Annotated in this window: 16 protein-coding genes; 12 read left to right on the plus strand and 4 right to left on the minus strand. The window is 66.4% G+C overall.

Annotated elements, in window-relative coordinates; genetic code table 11:
• Positions 1–84: 84 nt before the first annotated feature.
• Positions 85–294 carry a twin transmembrane helix small protein gene (locus G5S35_RS01315; protein ID WP_028201826.1) on the minus strand — a complete coding sequence of 70 codons (210 nt, stop codon included), beginning with the start codon at positions 292–294 and terminating at the stop codon, positions 85–87.
• Between the two features lie 114 nt (positions 295–408).
• Here G5S35_RS01315 and G5S35_RS01320 point away from each other — a divergent pair, with 114 nt between their 5' ends.
• The 6 genes from G5S35_RS01320 (at position 409) to G5S35_RS01345 (ending at position 5,642) form a co-directional block, all read left to right on the plus strand.
• Entirely contained in the window at positions 409–1,155 is a 747-nt protein-coding gene (locus tag G5S35_RS01320; RefSeq protein ID WP_074981454.1) for an SURF1 family protein, read from the plus strand.
• Between the two features lie 79 nt (positions 1,156–1,234).
• Positions 1,235–1,888, plus strand: a complete 654-nt coding sequence (locus G5S35_RS01325) for an SCO family protein (RefSeq protein WP_065062333.1) — start codon at positions 1,235–1,237, stop codon at positions 1,886–1,888.
• Positions 1,889–1,928: 40 nt separating this feature from the next.
• Positions 1,929–3,038 carry a COX15/CtaA family protein gene (locus G5S35_RS01330; RefSeq protein ID WP_065062146.1) on the plus strand — a complete coding sequence of 370 codons (1,110 nt, stop codon included), beginning with the start codon at positions 1,929–1,931 and terminating at the stop codon, positions 3,036–3,038.
• A 9-nt stretch (positions 3,039–3,047) separates the two neighbouring features.
• Positions 3,048–3,953 carry a heme o synthase gene (cyoE, locus tag G5S35_RS01335; RefSeq protein WP_065062149.1) on the plus strand — a complete coding sequence of 302 codons (906 nt, stop codon included), beginning with the start codon at positions 3,048–3,050 and terminating at the stop codon, positions 3,951–3,953.
• A gap of 4 nt (positions 3,954–3,957) precedes the next feature.
• Positions 3,958–4,596: an SCO family protein gene (locus G5S35_RS01340; protein ID WP_065062150.1), complete on the plus strand. Its 639-nt coding sequence runs from the start codon at positions 3,958–3,960 to the stop codon at positions 4,594–4,596.
• A gap of 233 nt (positions 4,597–4,829) precedes the next feature.
• Positions 4,830–5,642, plus strand: a complete 813-nt coding sequence (locus tag G5S35_RS01345) for a MetQ/NlpA family ABC transporter substrate-binding protein (RefSeq protein WP_065062151.1) — start codon at positions 4,830–4,832, stop codon at positions 5,640–5,642.
• Between the two features lie 109 nt (positions 5,643–5,751).
• On the opposite strand, the gene G5S35_RS01350 is transcribed toward G5S35_RS01345, so the two are convergent.
• Positions 5,752–6,087 (minus strand): MarR family winged helix-turn-helix transcriptional regulator, encoded by a 336-nt coding sequence (locus G5S35_RS01350; protein WP_124263144.1) that lies wholly within the window; start codon positions 6,085–6,087, stop codon positions 5,752–5,754.
• A gap of 510 nt (positions 6,088–6,597) precedes the next feature.
• Between G5S35_RS01350 and G5S35_RS01355 the strand changes: the two genes are divergently transcribed.
• The 6 genes from G5S35_RS01355 (at position 6,598) to nagE (ending at position 14,169) form a co-directional block, all read left to right on the plus strand.
• Positions 6,598–7,332 (plus strand): GntR family transcriptional regulator, encoded by a 735-nt coding sequence (locus G5S35_RS01355; protein WP_065062155.1) that lies wholly within the window; start codon positions 6,598–6,600, stop codon positions 7,330–7,332.
• Positions 7,329–7,487: a hypothetical protein gene (locus G5S35_RS01360; protein ID WP_156773828.1), complete on the plus strand. Its 159-nt coding sequence runs from the start codon at positions 7,329–7,331 to the stop codon at positions 7,485–7,487. The genes G5S35_RS01355 and G5S35_RS01360 overlap by 4 nt, the downstream gene beginning before the upstream one ends.
• Positions 7,481–8,584 carry an N-acetylglucosamine-6-phosphate deacetylase gene (nagA, locus tag G5S35_RS01365; RefSeq protein ID WP_074981460.1) on the plus strand — a complete coding sequence of 368 codons (1,104 nt, stop codon included), beginning with the start codon at positions 7,481–7,483 and terminating at the stop codon, positions 8,582–8,584. Before G5S35_RS01360 ends, nagA begins: the two co-directional genes overlap by 7 nt.
• Positions 8,577–9,584, plus strand: a complete 1,008-nt coding sequence (locus G5S35_RS01370; RefSeq protein ID WP_065062160.1) for an SIS domain-containing protein — start codon at positions 8,577–8,579, stop codon at positions 9,582–9,584. The genes nagA and G5S35_RS01370 overlap by 8 nt, the downstream gene beginning before the upstream one ends.
• Before the next feature lie 12 nt (positions 9,585–9,596).
• The gene (ptsP, locus tag G5S35_RS01375; RefSeq protein ID WP_183038499.1) at positions 9,597–12,233 is read left to right on the plus strand and encodes a phosphoenolpyruvate--protein phosphotransferase; all 2,637 of its coding nucleotides are present in this window, start codon (positions 9,597–9,599) and stop codon (positions 12,231–12,233) included.
• 178 nt (positions 12,234–12,411) lie between these two features.
• Positions 12,412–14,169 (plus strand): N-acetylglucosamine-specific PTS transporter subunit IIBC, encoded by a 1,758-nt coding sequence (gene nagE / locus G5S35_RS01380; RefSeq protein WP_124260944.1) that lies wholly within the window; start codon positions 12,412–12,414, stop codon positions 14,167–14,169.
• Between the two features lie 88 nt (positions 14,170–14,257).
• Here the strand turns inward: nagE and cydX are convergent, their stop codons facing one another.
• Together cydX and cydB are read right to left on the minus strand one after the other, a co-directional pair.
• Positions 14,258–14,374 carry a cytochrome bd-I oxidase subunit CydX gene (cydX, locus tag G5S35_RS01385; protein WP_183038500.1) on the minus strand — a complete coding sequence of 39 codons (117 nt, stop codon included), beginning with the start codon at positions 14,372–14,374 and terminating at the stop codon, positions 14,258–14,260.
• 44 nt (positions 14,375–14,418) lie between these two features.
• The gene (cydB, locus tag G5S35_RS01390; RefSeq protein ID WP_110325359.1) at positions 14,419–15,555 is read right to left on the minus strand and encodes a cytochrome d ubiquinol oxidase subunit II; all 1,137 of its coding nucleotides are present in this window, start codon (positions 15,553–15,555) and stop codon (positions 14,419–14,421) included.
• Positions 15,556–15,593: the final 38 nt, after the last annotated feature.

A 15,593-nucleotide genomic window follows, 5' to 3' on the forward strand; every position in this document is an offset into this window, starting at 1 on the left:
GCTCCGACCTCGTCGGCGCGGCGTTTTTGTCTTTGACGTCCTGACGATCGAGCGCGAAGGGCGAGCGGGAAAGCGGTGCGCGAATCAGCGCCCGTACGGAATGCCGGTGGACTGAATCCAGCCCATCCAGTGCGCGAAGAGGATGAAGAGGAAGAGGGAGATCGAGAGGCCGACGCGCGTGGCGAGCGACCAGACCATGCGCTTGGTGCGGCCCCGGTCGTGCATCATGAAGTAGAGCGCCGAGATCATGCTGGCGATGATCAGCGCGAACGCAACAGGGACCAGGATGTGCATGAAGTTCACGGAATTTGGCATGACTGAAAACGCCCGTCTCATTATGGCACCGAGGTTCGCCGTGTGGGGTTCGATCGCGGCGATCACCGGTATTTCGCGCATTGGACGTACCCGATGAAAATCCGCCTCGTTCCCGCGCTGCTCATTCTGCTCGTGATGGCCGTGACGATCCGGCTCGGCTTCTGGCAGCGCGACCGCGCGCATCAGAAGGAAGCGCTCCAGGCGCAGATCACGCAGTACGAAAACGCGACGCCGCAGATCGTGGGCGCGGCGCCGCTCGCGCTCAAAGACGTCGAATTCCATCGCCTGCGCGCGACCGGCACGTTTTTGCCTGAGCGCGTGGTGTATCTCGACAATCGTCCCTATAACGACCAGCCAGGCTTTTACGTCGTGATGCCGCTTAAACTCGAAACCGGCGGCGTGGTGCTCGTGAATCGCGGCTGGCTGCCGCGCAGCATCGATAACCGCGAGACGATCGCGCCCTATGACACGCCTGCTGGCACGGTCACGGTGGAAGGCATCGCGCGCGCGGATGCGTCGCGGGCGTACGAACTGGGTGCCGGCGGCTCTGCAGCGCATCAGAAGATACGGCAGAATCTCGGCGTCGCTTCCTACGCGGCGGAAACCGGATTGCCCCTGCAACCCTTCGTGATCCAGCAGACCGCCTTCGTGCCGGCCTTCAAGGACGGCCTCGTGCGCGACTGGCCGGCGCCCGCCACCGACGTCGAACGCAACTACGGCTACATGCTCCAGTGGTGGGGCATGGCGGCCGCGGCGCTCGGATTCGGGCTGTATGCGGCGCGCCGGGCTGCGGCAAAAGAGCGCATGCACGGTCCGATGCCGGGCACGAAGGACGCCTGATCATCCGATGGGGCAGGATCGTCCGCTGGCTCAGCTCAGCGCAGGACAAACCGGAAGCGACAACAACGAGGTTCAAGCAGTGTCGACTCACACACCCGATACATCGCAGGTCCCGCGCCACCCGGCGCGCGGCGGCAACGGTCAGCAGAAAGGTTCGTGGCAACGCGGCCGCTGGATGCTGCTGCTCATCGTCATCATTTGCGGCGCGCCCATCGTGCTGTCGTATTTCACGTATTACGTGATCAAGCCGAAGGGCGGCAGCACGAGCTACGGCACGCTGATCGAACCGCAGCGCACGATTCCGTCCGCGCTGACGGTGACCGGCGACGACGGCCGCGAAGTGCCGCTCGCCTCGCTGAGCGGCCGCTGGCTGATGCTGACGGTGGACAGCGGCGCGTGCAACGACGCCTGCGCGCAGAAGCTCTATTTCATGCGCCAGGTGCGCGCGACTCAAGGGGCGGAGCGCGAGCGCATCGTCACGGTGTTTCTGCGCACCGACGACGCGAACGTGCCCGACAAGGTGAAGCAGGCTTACGCGGATACGCGCATGTTGCGCGCCAACCCGGCTTCCGTGGCCGCGTGGCTGCCCGCCACCGACACGACCAAGGACACCGATCACATCTATCTGGTCGATCCCAACGGCAATCTGATGATGCGATTCCCGGCCCAGCCGGATCCGTCGAAGATCAAACAAGACGTCACGAAGCTCCTCAAGTGGTCCCGCATCGGTTAAGGTGCGCAGCGCGTCTGACAGAGAAGAGTAAGAGAAAGAGATGTTTATCCTGGAGCTGGGCCTGATCGGCCTGTGCATCGCGTTGCTGCCGCTCTCGTGGGTCTGGGTGAAGGCCGACGACAACAAGTTTCGCAAGCTCGTGTGGCTCACGACGTTCATGACGCTCGACCTCGTCATGTTCGGCGGTTTCACGCGTCTCACCGATTCGGGCCTCGGCTGCCCCGACTGGCCGGGCTGCTACGGCACCTCGTCGCCGTTCATCGCGCACGCGCAGATCGCTGCGGCGCATCTGGCCATGCCCACCGGTCCCGTCAGCATGTCGAAAGCGTGGATCGAAATGATTCACCGCTACTTCGCGATGGCGATCGGCGTGCTGATCATCGCGCAGACGGCGATCGCCTGGCGCGCGCGCATCAAGCGCATGCCGCTGCACGTCTCGCCGTGGTGGCCGACGGCGCTGCTCGGCCTGATCGTCGTGCAGGGTGTGTTCGGCGCCTGGACCGTGACGATGAAGCTGCAGCCGATCATCGTCACCACGCATTTGATGCTGGGCCTCACGCTGCTCGGCGCGCTCGCGTGGCTCGCCGCGCGCATGACGCCGCTGCCCGCCTACGAGCCCGACGCCGCGCGCTGGCGCGCGGCCGCGCTGATCGGACTCGTGCTGCTGATCGCGCAGATCGCGCTGGGCGGCTGGGTGAGCACGAACTACGCGGTGCTCGCCTGCACCGACTTCCCGACCTGCAACGGCGCGTGGATTCCGCCGATGGATTTCCATCACGGCTTCCACCTCTGGCGCGCGCTCGGCATGGACGGCAACGGCGACGTCATCACGCAGGACGCGCTGGTCGCGATCCACTGGACGCATCGCACGTTTGCCTTCGTGGTGATCGCGTATCTGGTAGGGTTCGCCTTGAAAATGCGGCGCTATGCCTCCTTGCGCCGTCCCGCGAACTGGGTTCTGATCGTGATCGCCCTCCAGTTCCTGACAGGACTTTCGAACATCGTCCTGCAATGGCCATTGCCCATCGCGGTGGCTCACAACGGTGGCGCGGCGATCCTGTTGCTTTTGCTCGTCGTGCTAAACTTTCGAATTGCTTGTAGCCGCCCCGGCCGCGCCGTTCTCCCTGCGCGCGACACCGCTGCGGTGTGATCCCGCCCTATGGAAAGTACAACCCTCCCCCAGTCGCCCGGCAGCCGCGTTTCGCAATATCTCGCGCTGACCAAGCCGCGCGTCACCCAACTGGCCGTGTTTTGCGCGGTCATCGGCATGTTCCTCGCCGTGCCGGGCATGGTGCCCTGGAAGCAGCTGATCGGCGGTACCGTCGGCATCTGGCTGACGGCCGGCGCAGCCTTCGCGATTAACTGTCTCGTCGAACAGAAGGTCGACGCCCGCATGCGCCGCACGTCGTGGCGTCCCTCGGCGCGCGGCGAGATCACGAGCCGGCAGATCCTGCTGTTTTCGGCGGTGATCGGCGGCGTGGGCATGTGGGTGCTCTACACGTTCACGAATCCGCTCACGATGTGGCTCACGGTCGCGACCTTCATCGGTTACGCGATCATCTACACGCTGCTGCTCAAGCCGGCCACGCCGCAGAACATCGTGATCGGCGGCGCCTCGGGCGCCATGCCGCCCGCGCTGGGCTGGGCCGCCGTCACCGGTCACGTGCCGGGCGACGCGTGGATTCTCGTGCTGATCATCTTCGTCTGGACGCCGCCGCACTTCTGGGCGCTCGCGCTGTATCGCCGCAAGGACTACGAAGCCGCGGGCCTGCCGATGCTGCCGAACACGCACGGTGAGAAGTACACGCGCCTGCACATCCTGCTGTACTCGCTGATCCTTTTTGCCGTCGCGTTGATGCCCTATATCTCGGGCATGAGCGGTCTGCTGTATCTGGTGTCGAGCGTGCTGCTCGGCGCGATCTTCCTCGCCTACGCCTGGAAGATCTATGTCGAGTATTCGGACGACCTCGCGCGCGCGATGTTCCGTTACTCGATCATCTATCTCTCGCTGCTGTTCGTCGCGCTGCTCGTCGATCATTACGTGCACGCACTCATCGGGGCGTGACGCGATGGTCCGCACTTCGCTAGCGCGCCTCGCGCGCGCCACGGTCGTCGCGCTCGCGGCGACCGCTCTCGTGGGCGGCACGCTCGCGCTCGAAGGGTGCGGCCAGCAACCGCCGTCGTTCTCGAATCTCGACATCACGGGCAACACGCAGTTCGGCAAGGACTTCTCGCTGCCCGATTCGCACGGCAAGACGCGCACGCTCGCCGACTTCCAGGGCAAGGTGGTCGTGTTGTTCTTCGGCTACACCCATTGCCCGGACGTCTGCCCGACCACGATGGCCGAGCTTTCGCAGGCGCTCCAGCAACTCGGTCCCGACGCCGCGAAGCGCGTGCAGGTGATTTTCGTGAGCGTCGATCCGCAACGCGACACGCCCGAGATCCTGAGCCAGTACGTCAGCGCGTTCGATCCGACCTTCATCGCGCTGCGTCCGGCCAACGACGAGCAGCTCAAGCAGATCACGAAGGACTTCCGCGTCTACTACGCGAAGGTGCCGGGCACCACGCCCGACAACTACACGATGGATCACACGGCGGCCAGCTACGTGTTCGACACCACGGGCAAGCTGCGCCTGTTCGCACGCGACGGCCAGGGCGTCACGCCGTGGCTCCACGACCTGAAGATCCTGCTCGATATCAACAGCTGAGCGGCTCGCATCCTCGCCGGCAGCGGCGCACACTGGCGCGCGCCGGCATACCCGTATGCGATTTCTTTATTTCGCGGGGCGCTCATCATATGGGATCATTTATGACTGCGCCGACGCGCGGCACATGACGCCGCCGCGACCGGCGACGTGACAGCCGCGACCGCGCGGCAAGACCCGCGACAATTCTCGCGATAAAAACGCGATCAATACGCATCCAGCTCGAAACTCACTCCATGCAGCGCAGAAATCTGATTAAAGCTCTCCTCGCCGGCGTCGCCGCCACCACCCTCGCAGCCAGCTTCGGCGCACGCGCGGACGACCAGGTCATCAAGGTCGGCACCGTGTCGGGTCCGGACGCGCAAGTCTGGGCCGTGGTCCAGAAGGTCGCGAAGCGCGAAGGCCTGAACGTCAAGGTCATCGAGTTCAACGACTACGTGCAGCCGAACGCGGCGCTCGATTCGGGCGACCTCGACGCCAACAGCTTCCAGACCGGCCCGTACCTTGACAGCCAGATCAAGCAGCGCGGCTACAAGATCGTCAACGCGGGTCTCACGTACATCTCGCCGATCGGCGTGTACTCGAAGAAGCTGAAGTCGCTCAACGACCTGCCGCAAGGCGCGAAGGTCGCGGTGCCGAACGATCCGTCGAACGAAAACCGCGCGCTGCTGCTGCTGCAGAGCAAGGGTCTGATCAAGCTGCGCGCAGGCGCGGGCACGAACGGCAACAATGCCACGGCGCTCGACGTCGCGTCGAATCCGAAGAAGGTGAAGCTGGTCGAACTGGACGCCGCGCAACTGCCGCGCGCGCTCGGCGACGTCGACGCTGCGGTGATCAACACGAACTACGCGCTCGCCGCCGGTCTGCAGCCGACCAAGGACGCGATCGCGATCGAAGACATCCACAGCCCGTACGCCAACCTGATCGCCGTGCGCGCGCAGGACAAGGACAAGCCGTGGGTGAAGAAGCTGGTCGCCGCTTACCAGTCGGAAGACGTGCGCCAGTTCATCAAGAACGAATTCAAGGGCTCGATGGTCCCGTCGTTCTAAGCGCTGACAGATAAGCGCCACTTGGGCGCTTCATCGCCGCAGACGAAAAAGCCGCTTCGAAAGAAGCGGCTTTTTTCTTTGGCGCGTCGCCGTGAATGCGCGACGGCGCCTAGCTCAAAAGCTGCTGCACCACCCGCATGGCCTCGACGAGCCGCGCCTGCTCGTCTTTCGTCAGCCTCGCCAGCATGCTCTCGATATTGCCGATCGCGGCCGTGGCGAGCGCCGCATAGGCTGCCCGGCCGCCTTCCGTCAGACGCAGCAGCGTCTGGCGCGCATCGGCTTTCGAGGGCTCGCGCGAGATCAGCGCGCGTTGCTCGAAACCCGTCAGGATGCGGCTCAGATACCCGGAATCGAGCGAGAGATTGCGCGCGAGCGCGGCGGCGGTATCGGCGCTATTGCTGGCCAGTTCGCGCAGGATGCGCATTTCCGTCAGCGAGTAGGGCATGGGCGGAAGGCCGCCGACGTGTGTGCCCAGAAATTTTCGATAGAAGCGATTGAACTGCAGGACGGCTTCTGCATGCCGTCTCGTGTCGGAATCGTTTGACAACCTTCTTACCCCGTCGTCATTCGTTGATATTGGTCAGATGCCACTATATGGGATGTTTTCGTCTGACGATATTGTTGTTTGCCTTCGCGCAGGGGTATTGGTCCTACAGCGGTATTACGGTGGTGTGCTCCGACATGGCTTTTAACTGGCTTGTGGTCCGCTACCGGTAGACCAAAACTGGGCTCTCCAGGGAAAACACCGAGACCAATCGGGCACCGCGCCAAGCCTTATGAGTTCGTGCAAGTTATTGATTTTTCGCGAGGTTTTCTCGCGCAGGCGAAAGTTCACGCGTCCGTTGACTGGTATTATTGTGGTTATATAATGGGCTCGCTTTCGAACCGGGCCGCCGAGCGTCAATGCCGAGCCGCCCGGGCGCCCCACGATCTGTCCACTGCTGGCCGGAGTTCCATGGAAACCCGTTGGTCTGCCCTGATGCCCGACGCGCGCAACGTCACGCCGCTCTATCTGCAACTGGCGCGCAACCTTGCCACGGCCATTCACTGCGGCGTGTGGTCGGCTGGCGAGGCGCTGCCTTCGGAGCGCACGCTGTCGGACGCGATCGGCGTGTCGCGCATCACCGCGCGCAAGGCGATCGAACTGCTCGTCGAGCAGGGTCTGATCCGGCGCGCGCGCGGCGCGGGCAGTTTCATCACGCCGCGCGTCGAGGACCCGCTGTCGCGCCTCACCGGCTTCACGAAAAAGATGGAGCAGCGCGGTTTCACCGCCGATTCGGTGTGGCTCGAGCGCGAAGTGCGCCCGGCGCGGCGCGAGGAAATCGTCCAGCTCGGTTTGTCGCCGGGCGCGTCGGTCACGAGTTTGCGGCGGCTGCGCCGCGCGGACGGCACCGTGATGGCCGTCGAGCATTCCGCGCTGCCGGTGTCCATCGTGCCGAATCCGGCGCTGATCGACGGTTCGCTGTACGCGTACCTCGAATCGCGCGGCCAGCCTGTCGTGCGCGCGCTGCAGCACTTCAGCGCCGTGAATGCGACCGGCGAGATCGCCGCGCTGATGGGCGTGGAGCCGCGCGCGGCGCTGCTCGTGATCACGCGTGTGGGTTTTTCGCCCGACCAGCGCGCCATCGAGTTGACGGACACGTACTGCCGCGACGGCTATTACGACTTCGTCGCGGAGCTGCGGCAATGAAGAAAGTGGCAGGCGAAAAAGCGGACGAAAAAGCAGGCGAATTCGAAGTCGGACGGAACGCACAGCTGCGTCAGGACTCTCTCATGGACATCGACGTAACGACTTATCGCGCGCCGGCCAACGTCGCGCGCAACATCGGAAAAATCTCATGCTGAGCGGAAATATTCTCACCCCCGAAGGCTGGATCAACGGCACGCTGTCGTTCGAGAACGGCCGCATCGCGTCGATTCAGGGCGAGGCCGCCGATCCGTCGAAGAACGACGCGCCGTACATCATTCCCGGCTTCATCGATCTGCACGTGCACGGCGGCGGCGGCGCCGACGTGATGGAAGCGGGCGACGCCATCGAAACCATCGCGCGCACGCATGCGCGTTTCGGCACGACGAGCCTGCTCGCCACCACCATGACCGCGCCGCGCGACGAGCTGATGAGCGTGGTCGCGGGCCTCGGCGACGTCGCGCGCCAGCGCACGCCGGGCGCCGCCCGCGTGCTGGGCGTGCACCTTGAAGGGCCGTACATCAATCCGGGCAAGCTCGGCGCGCAGCCCGACGCGGCCGTGTCGGCCGTGCTCGACGAAGTGCTCAAGTACCTGGCCATCGCGCCGATCCGCGTGGTGACCGTCGCGCCCGAAATCGCGGGCCATATCGAGATCATCGGCGAAATGGCGGCGCGCGGCGTGCGCGTGCAGCTCGGCCATTCGCTCGCCACCTACGACGACGCCGTCGCCGCGCTCAAGCACGGCGCCTGCGGTTTCACGCATCTGTTCAACGCGATGTCGCCGCTGCACCATCGCAATCCGGGGTTGGTCGGCGCGGCGCTCGCGCACGCGGAATACGCGGAGATCATTCCGGACCTGCTGCACGTGCATCCGGGTGCGATCCGCGCGGCGCTGCGCGCCATTCCGCGCCTTTATGTGGTGACCGACAGCACCTCGGCCACCGGCATGCCCGACGGCGAATACCGCCTCGGCAGCCAGCACGTGACGAAGTGCCTCGGCGGCGTGCGTCTCGCCGACGGCACGCTCGCGGGCAGCACGCTCACCATGGATCAGGCGCTGCGCAATCTCGTCTCGCTCGGCTTGCCGATCGCGGACGTATCCGCGCGCCTGTCGCGCTACGCGGCCGACTACCTCGGCATCGAAGACCGTGGCCGCCTCGTGCGCGGCGCATGGGCCGATGTCAACGTGTTCGACCGCGAACTGGCGCTCACCGCGACCTATGTCGAAGGAGAATCGATTGTCGAATATGCTTAAAGAAGCGCTGGCCTCGGCCGGCGTCGTCGCGGCGCAACTTGCGGACACCTCGCGCGTCGAGGCGCTCGCGGACGTGCTGCAAGCCGAGCCGCGCCAGGTCGCGCTGACCGTCGCGCGCGGCAGCTCCGACCACGCGGCGAGCTATTTCGCCGCGCTCACCATGAGCCGCCTCGGCGTGCCGGTCGCCTCGATTCCCATGTCGATCGCCACGCTCCAGCAGGCGCCCTTACGTGTGCGCGGCCAGTTCGGCCTTGCTTTCTCCCAATCAGGCAGGAGTCCTGATCTCGTCGCCACCATGCGCGTGCTGCGCGAAGCGGGCGCGCTGACGGCGTCGATGGTCAACGTCGCCGGCTCGCCGCTCGCCGAAGCCGCGGGCAACGAACTGCCGCTGCTCGCCGGACCCGAGCTGAGCGTCGCGGCCACCAAGAGCTATATCGCGATGCTCGCGATGTCGGCGCAACTCGTGGCCTTCTGGCAGCGCGACGCCGCCTTCCTCGATGCCGTGCGCGCGTTGCCCGACGCGCTCGAACGCGCGGGCACGCTCGACTGGTCGAAGGCCGTCGACGAACTGCGCGACGTGAAGCAGATGCTGGTGATCGGACGCGGTCCGGGGCTCGCGATCGCGCAGGAAGCGGCGCTCAAGCTCAAGGAAACCTCGAGCATTCAGGCCGAAGCGTTTTCGAGTGCGGAAGTGCGTCATGGTCCGATGGAGCTGATCGATCGCGACTATCCGTTGCTCGTGTTCGCGCCGCGCGGACCGGAACAGGCAGGTCTCGTCGACTTCGCGCGCGACATGCAAAAGCGCGGCGCGCGCGTGCTGCTCGCCGCGCCCGCCGACGTGCCGGACGCCACGTTGCCGCTCGTCACGGCCGCCGATGCGTCGCTCGATCCGATCGCCGCGATCCTGTCGTTCTACGTGATGGCGGCGGGTCTCGCCGCCGCGCGCGGACGCAATCCGGACGAGCCGCGCTTCCTGAACAAAGTCACCGAAACCCACTAGATTGGAAAGCTGATGGAACGCATCCAGGAGTCCCGTCTGATGAACCCGGAACATGCCGCCGCGCGCGTCGAACTCGTCGCGCCGCTTACCGGACCGGTCGTGCCGCTCGCATCGGTGCCCGATCCGGTGTTTTCGGAAGGTCTGTTCGGCGACGGCATCGGTGTCGATCCGCTCGTCGGCCGCCTTGTCGCGCCGTGCGACGGCACCGTCATGCACCTCGCGCGCACCGGCCACGCCGTCACGCTGCAAAGCGCCGAGGGCGCGCAGATTCTCGTGCACATCGGCATCGACACGGTCGAGCTGAACGGCAAGGGCTTCACGCCCCAGGTCGAGCAAGGCGCACAGGTGCGCCGTGGCGATCTGCTGATCGAATTCGATCTCGATATCGTGGCGTGTCACGCGCCGAGCCTGGTGTCGGTGATCGCGATCGCGAACTCCGATGCGTTCGAAGTCGTCGAGCGTGCGGGCGCGGGCCACGTGCGCGCGGGCGAGACGACACTGCTCGTGCTGCGCGCGCGCGACGGCGCGGCTGTCGAGGCGAGCGTCACCAACGTGGTGATGGAAGAAGTGCGCCGCACTGTCACGCTCGCGCATGCGGGCGGCCTGCATGCGCGGCCCGCGGCGCGGGCGCGCGAAGCGGTGCGCGGTCTGGAAGCGCGCGTCGAGGTGCGTTACGGCGAGCGCAAGGCGGCCATCGAAAGCGTGGTCGGCCTGCTCGGGCTGGGCGCGGGCGAGGGCGCGACGATCGAACTCGTCGGCATGGGCCGCGAGGCGCAGAAGGCCGTCGACGCCGTGGCGGGCGAGTTGCTGCGCGAGGCGCCGGGCGAAGTGTCCGAAACGCCTGCGCGCGAGCTTTCGCCTGCGCCGCTTGCTGCTGCGCCTGCTGCCGCTAACGCGCAAACCGCGCAACAGCGTGCACAGCAAAGCGCGCCGGGCACGCTGATGGGCGTGTGCGCCGCGCCGGGCGTGGCGGTCGGCAAGCTGGTCCGCTGGGACGACGCCGAACTCACGCCGCCCGAACTCGCGAGCGGCACGCCGGCGGCGGAAAGCCGTCTGCTCGACAAGGCCGTCGCGGCCATCGACGCCGAACTCGAAGCGTCCGTGCGCACGGCGTCGCAGCGCGGCGCGATCGGCGAAGCGGGCATCTTCCAGATGCATCGCGTGCTGCTCGAAGACCCCACGCTGATCGACGCCGCGCGCGATCTCATCAGCCTCGGCAAGAGCGCGGGCTTCGCGTGGCGCGAGGCGATCCGCGCGCAGATCGCCGTGCTCGGCAAGGTCGACGATCCGCTGCTCGCCGAACGCGCCGCCGATCTGCGCGACCTCGAAAAGCGCGTGCTGCGTTCGCTCGCCTATACGAGCGGCGCGGCCGGTGCGAACGGCGCGGCGCAACGCGAGTTGCCCGACGAAGCCGTGCTCGCCGCCGACGAATTCACGCCCTCCGATCTCGCCACACTCGACCGCACGCGCGTGACGGCGCTCGTGATGGCGCGCGGCGGCGCGACCTCGCACGCCGCGATCATCGCGCGTCAGGCCGGCATTCCGGCGCTGGTCGCGCTGGGCGACGCGCTGCATCAGATCGACGAAGGCGCGCAGGTGATCGTGGACGCGAGCGCGGGACGCTTCGCCTTCGCGCCCGGCGCCGCCGACATCGAACGCGCGCGCACCGAGAAGCAGCGCCTCGCGGGCGTGCGCGAAGCGAACCGCCGCACCTCGCACGAAGCCGCCGCCACGCGCGACGGCCACGCGGTCGAAGTCGCGGCCAATATCGCGACGCTCGACGACGCGCGCACGGCCGTCGACAACGGCGCCGACGCCGTGGGCCTGCTGCGCACCGAACTCATGTTCATCCATCGTCAGGCGGCGCCGACGGTCGAGGAACATCGCCAGAGCTATCAGGCCATCGCGGAAGCGCTCGCGGGCCGCACGGCGATCATCCGCACGCTCGACGTGGGCGCCGACAAGGAAGTCGATTATCTGACGCTGCCGCCCGAGCCGAATCCGGCGCTCGGTCTGCGCGGCATCCGGCTCGCGCAGGTGCGCCCGGATCTGCTCGACGACCAGTTGCGCGGCCTCGTGGCCGTGAAGCCCGAAGGCGCGCTGCGCATTCTGCTGCCGATGGTCACCGACGTGGGCGAACTCGTGCACCTGCGCGAACGCATCGACGCCTTCGCGCGCGAAGCGGGCCGCAGCACGCGCGTCGAAGTGGGCGTGATGATCGAGGTGCCGTCGGCGGCGCTGCTGGCCGACCAGCTTGCGCGTCACGCCGATTTCCTGTCGATCGGCACCAACGATCTTACGCAGTACACGCTCGCGATGGACCGCTGCCAGCCCGATCTCGCCGCGCAGGCCGACGGCTTGCATCCGGCCGTGCTGCGCCTCGTGGCGATCGCGGTGGAAGGCGCGCGCAAGCACGGCAAGTGGGTGGGCGTGTGCGGCGCGCTGGCGGGCGATCCGCTCGCGGTGCCGCTGCTCGTCGGTCTCGGCGTGACCGAGCTGTCGGTCGATCCGGTCTCGGTGCCGTCGATCAAGGCGCGCGTGCGCAAGCTCGACTACGCGCTGTGCCGCGATCGCGCCCAGGACGTGCTGATGCTCGAATCGGCGCAGGACGTGCGCGCCGCGAGCCGCGCGAACTGGCCGCTCGACTGAACGGCGCGTATCGCTTCGGAATCCGGTAATCAGGGTTCCGAAGGTTTCCAACGGTTTCGCAGGTTTTCAACGGTTTCCCAAACCACACCCCGGCGCGCGCAGCGATCGCGCGCCGGCTTTTCTCACCTCAATACGTCTCGCCGCAATACCTCAAGAGACAGGGACTGGAGGCAGTTCGATGGATGGCAATCCGTTTCTCAAGATCCAGAGCCTCGGCCGCGCGCTGATGCTCCCGATCGCAGTGCTGCCCGTGGCGGGCATTCTGCTGCGCTTCGGCCAGAGCGACATGCTCAATATCAAGATCATCGCCGACGCGGGCGGCGCGATCTTCGACAACCTGCCGCTGCTGTTCGCGATCGGCATCGCGGTCGGCTTCGCGAAGGACAACAACGGCGTCGCGGCGCTCGCGGGCGCGCTCGGCTATCTGGTCGAGACCGCCGTGATGAAGGACATCAACGACAAGCTCAACATGGGCGTGCTGTCGGGCGTGGTGGCCGGTGTCGTCGCGGGCATGCTGTACAACCGCTTCAAGGACATCAAGCTGCCCGAGTTCCTCGCGTTCTTCGGCGGCAAGCGTTTTGTGCCGATCATCACCGGGCTCGTGTGTCTCGCGCTCGGGGTGATATTCGGCTATGCGTGGGGACCGGTGCAGAGCGTGATCGACACGGCGGGCCACTGGCTCACCACGGCGGGCGCGATCGGCACCTTCGTGTACGGCCTGCTCAACCGTCTGCTGCTGGTCACGGGGCTGCACCACATCCTCAACTCGCTCGTGTGGTTCGTGTTCGGCACGTTCACGCCGGCGGGCGGCGCGCCGGTCACGGGCGACCTGCATCGCTTCTTCGCGGGCGACCCGACGGCGGGCGGCTTCATGGCCGGCTTCTTCCCGGTGATGATGTTCGGCCTGCCGGCCGCGTGTCTCGCCATGCTGCACGAAGCGCCGAAGGAAAAGCGCGCGATGGTGGCGGGCCTGCTGCTCTCGATGGGCCTCACCTCGTTCCTCACGGGCGTGACCGAGCCGATCGAGTTCACCTTCATGTTCCTCGCGCCGGTGCTCTACGCGATCCACGCGGTGCTCACGGGCCTGTCGCTCGCGATCTGCTCGCTGCTGGGCATCAAGCTCGGCTTCACGTTCTCGGCGGGCGCGATCGACTACGTGCTGAACTACGGCCTCTCGACGCACGGCTGGGAAGCGATTCCGCTCGGCGTGGCGTACGCGGTCGTGTACTACGTGCTGTTCCGCTTCTTCATCCGCCGCTTCAATTTGCCGACGCCGGGCCGTGAAGCCTCGGCGGGCGATACCGAAATCGCCGAGTCGATGTCGGGCGTCGCGGTGCCGGGCATGGCAGCGACTTCGCGCGCGGCGCGTTATATCAATGCGCTCGGCGGCGCGGCCAACCTCAAGGTGGTCGATGCGTGCACGACGCGTCTGCGTCTGAACGTGGCCGATCCGGCGCGCGTGTCGGAGCCTGCTTTGAAGGCGATCGGTGCGCGCGGCGTGCTCAAGCGCGGCGGCGAAAGCGTGCAGGTCATCATCGGGCCGGAAGCGGACATCATCGCCGACGAGATTCGCGGTGAGCTTGCGCGCGGCGGTGTTTCATCGAATGTGGCGAATGTGGCCAAGGCGGTGAATGCCGCCGCCGTGGCTCCGGCTGTTGCGCAAAGCGCGCCGGCTGCGGCGGGCGCGCGCAACGCCGGTCCGCTCGATCCGAATCCGTCGCGCTGGCTGGCCGTGCTCGGCGGCGCGGCGAACATCGTCTCGCTCGATGCGGTCGCGGCCACGCGTCTGCGCGTGATCGTGCGCGATCCGGCCGCGGTCGACCGCGCGAAGCTCGACGCGCTCGACGTGGCGTGGGTGTCGGCGGATACGCTGCACATCGTCGTCGGCGACGCTGCGCCGCGTTACGCGCAGGAACTGGCGCTTCAACCGGCATGATCGGCTGAACCGGCGACATCGGCGAAATAAAAAACCGGCAGGTTGCCAGCCTGCCGGTTTTTTTATGGGCGCGTCGCGGCGCCGTACGTTAATGCGCGTCGTCGCCGTGGGTTTGCATCTTCTGCTGCTCGCCGAGCCACATCACGTTGATGATGCCGAAGGCGAGCGCCACGCCGATGCCGAGAATCCAGGTGAAGTACCACATGATGTTTGCTCCTGCGTTTGTTGCCGACGTTGCCGATGTGGCGTTCAGTACATCGTGTTGCGCTTGTCGTCGAGTGCGTCGACGGTCACCTTGCCGCGCATGATGCGATACGCCCAGGTGGTGTACGCGAGCACGATCGGCAGGAAGATGATGACGGCCACGAGCATGATCTCGAGCGTCATCTTGCTGGACGTCGCGTCCCAGACCGTGAGGCTCGAACGCGGATCGAGCGACGACGGCATGATGAACGGGAACATCGAAAAGCCCGCAGTGAGAATCACCCCGACGATCAGCAGCGACGTGCCGATGAACGCCGTCTTTTCGAGCCGCGATCCGGCCAGCACGAACGCGATCACGCCGCCCAGAATGCCGACGATCGGTGCGGCCGCCATCCACGGATACGTCACGTAGTTGGCGATCCACAGCCCCGCGCCCGGCTCCACGCTCTTGAGCAGCGGATTGGCGACCGCGTCGTAGGGCGCGGCATTGGTGATCGCATAGCCGCCGATCAGCGTTGCCACCAGGCCGCCCGCCACCACGAACAGCACGACCGCGAGTCCCGCCATCAGGCGCAACGCCTTCGACGCGCGCTGGGCCACCACGCCGTCGCTCTTGAGCTTCACGAACGCGGCGCCGTGCGCGCTGAGCATGGTGAGGCTCACGAGCCCGCAGATCAGCGCGAACGGATTGAGCAACGCCCAGAAGCTGCCGTAGTAGGTCACGCGCAGATCGGTGTCGTACTGGAACGGCACGCCTTGCAGCAGGTTGCCGAACGCCACGCCGAACACCAGCGCGGGCACGAAGCCGCCGATAAAGAGCGCCCAGTCCCACGCACCGCGCCACTTCGGGTTGTCGCGCTTGCCGCGATAGTCGAAGCCCACGGGCCGGAAGAACAGCGCGAAGAGCACCAGCAGCATCGCGAAGTAGAAGCCCGAGAACGACGCCGCGTAGACGAGCGGCCAGGCGGCGAACATCGCGCCGCCCGCGGTGATGAGCCAGACCTGGTTGCCTTCCCACGTCGCGCCGACCGTGTTGATGACGACGCGGCGCTCCGCGTCGGTTTTGCCGATGAAGGGCAGCAGGACGGCTGCGCCCATGTCGAAGCCGTCGGTGAGCGAGAAGCCGATCAGCAGCACGCCGATCAGCACCCACCAGATCACTTTGAGGGTTGCGTAGTCCATGGTGTGTTTCCTGATGTGGGTCCGGAGGCCAGGGGGCG

It is taken from the genome of Paraburkholderia tropica, from assembly GCF_014171495.1.
GTDB lineage: Bacteria > Pseudomonadota > Gammaproteobacteria > Burkholderiales > Burkholderiaceae > Paraburkholderia > Paraburkholderia tropica.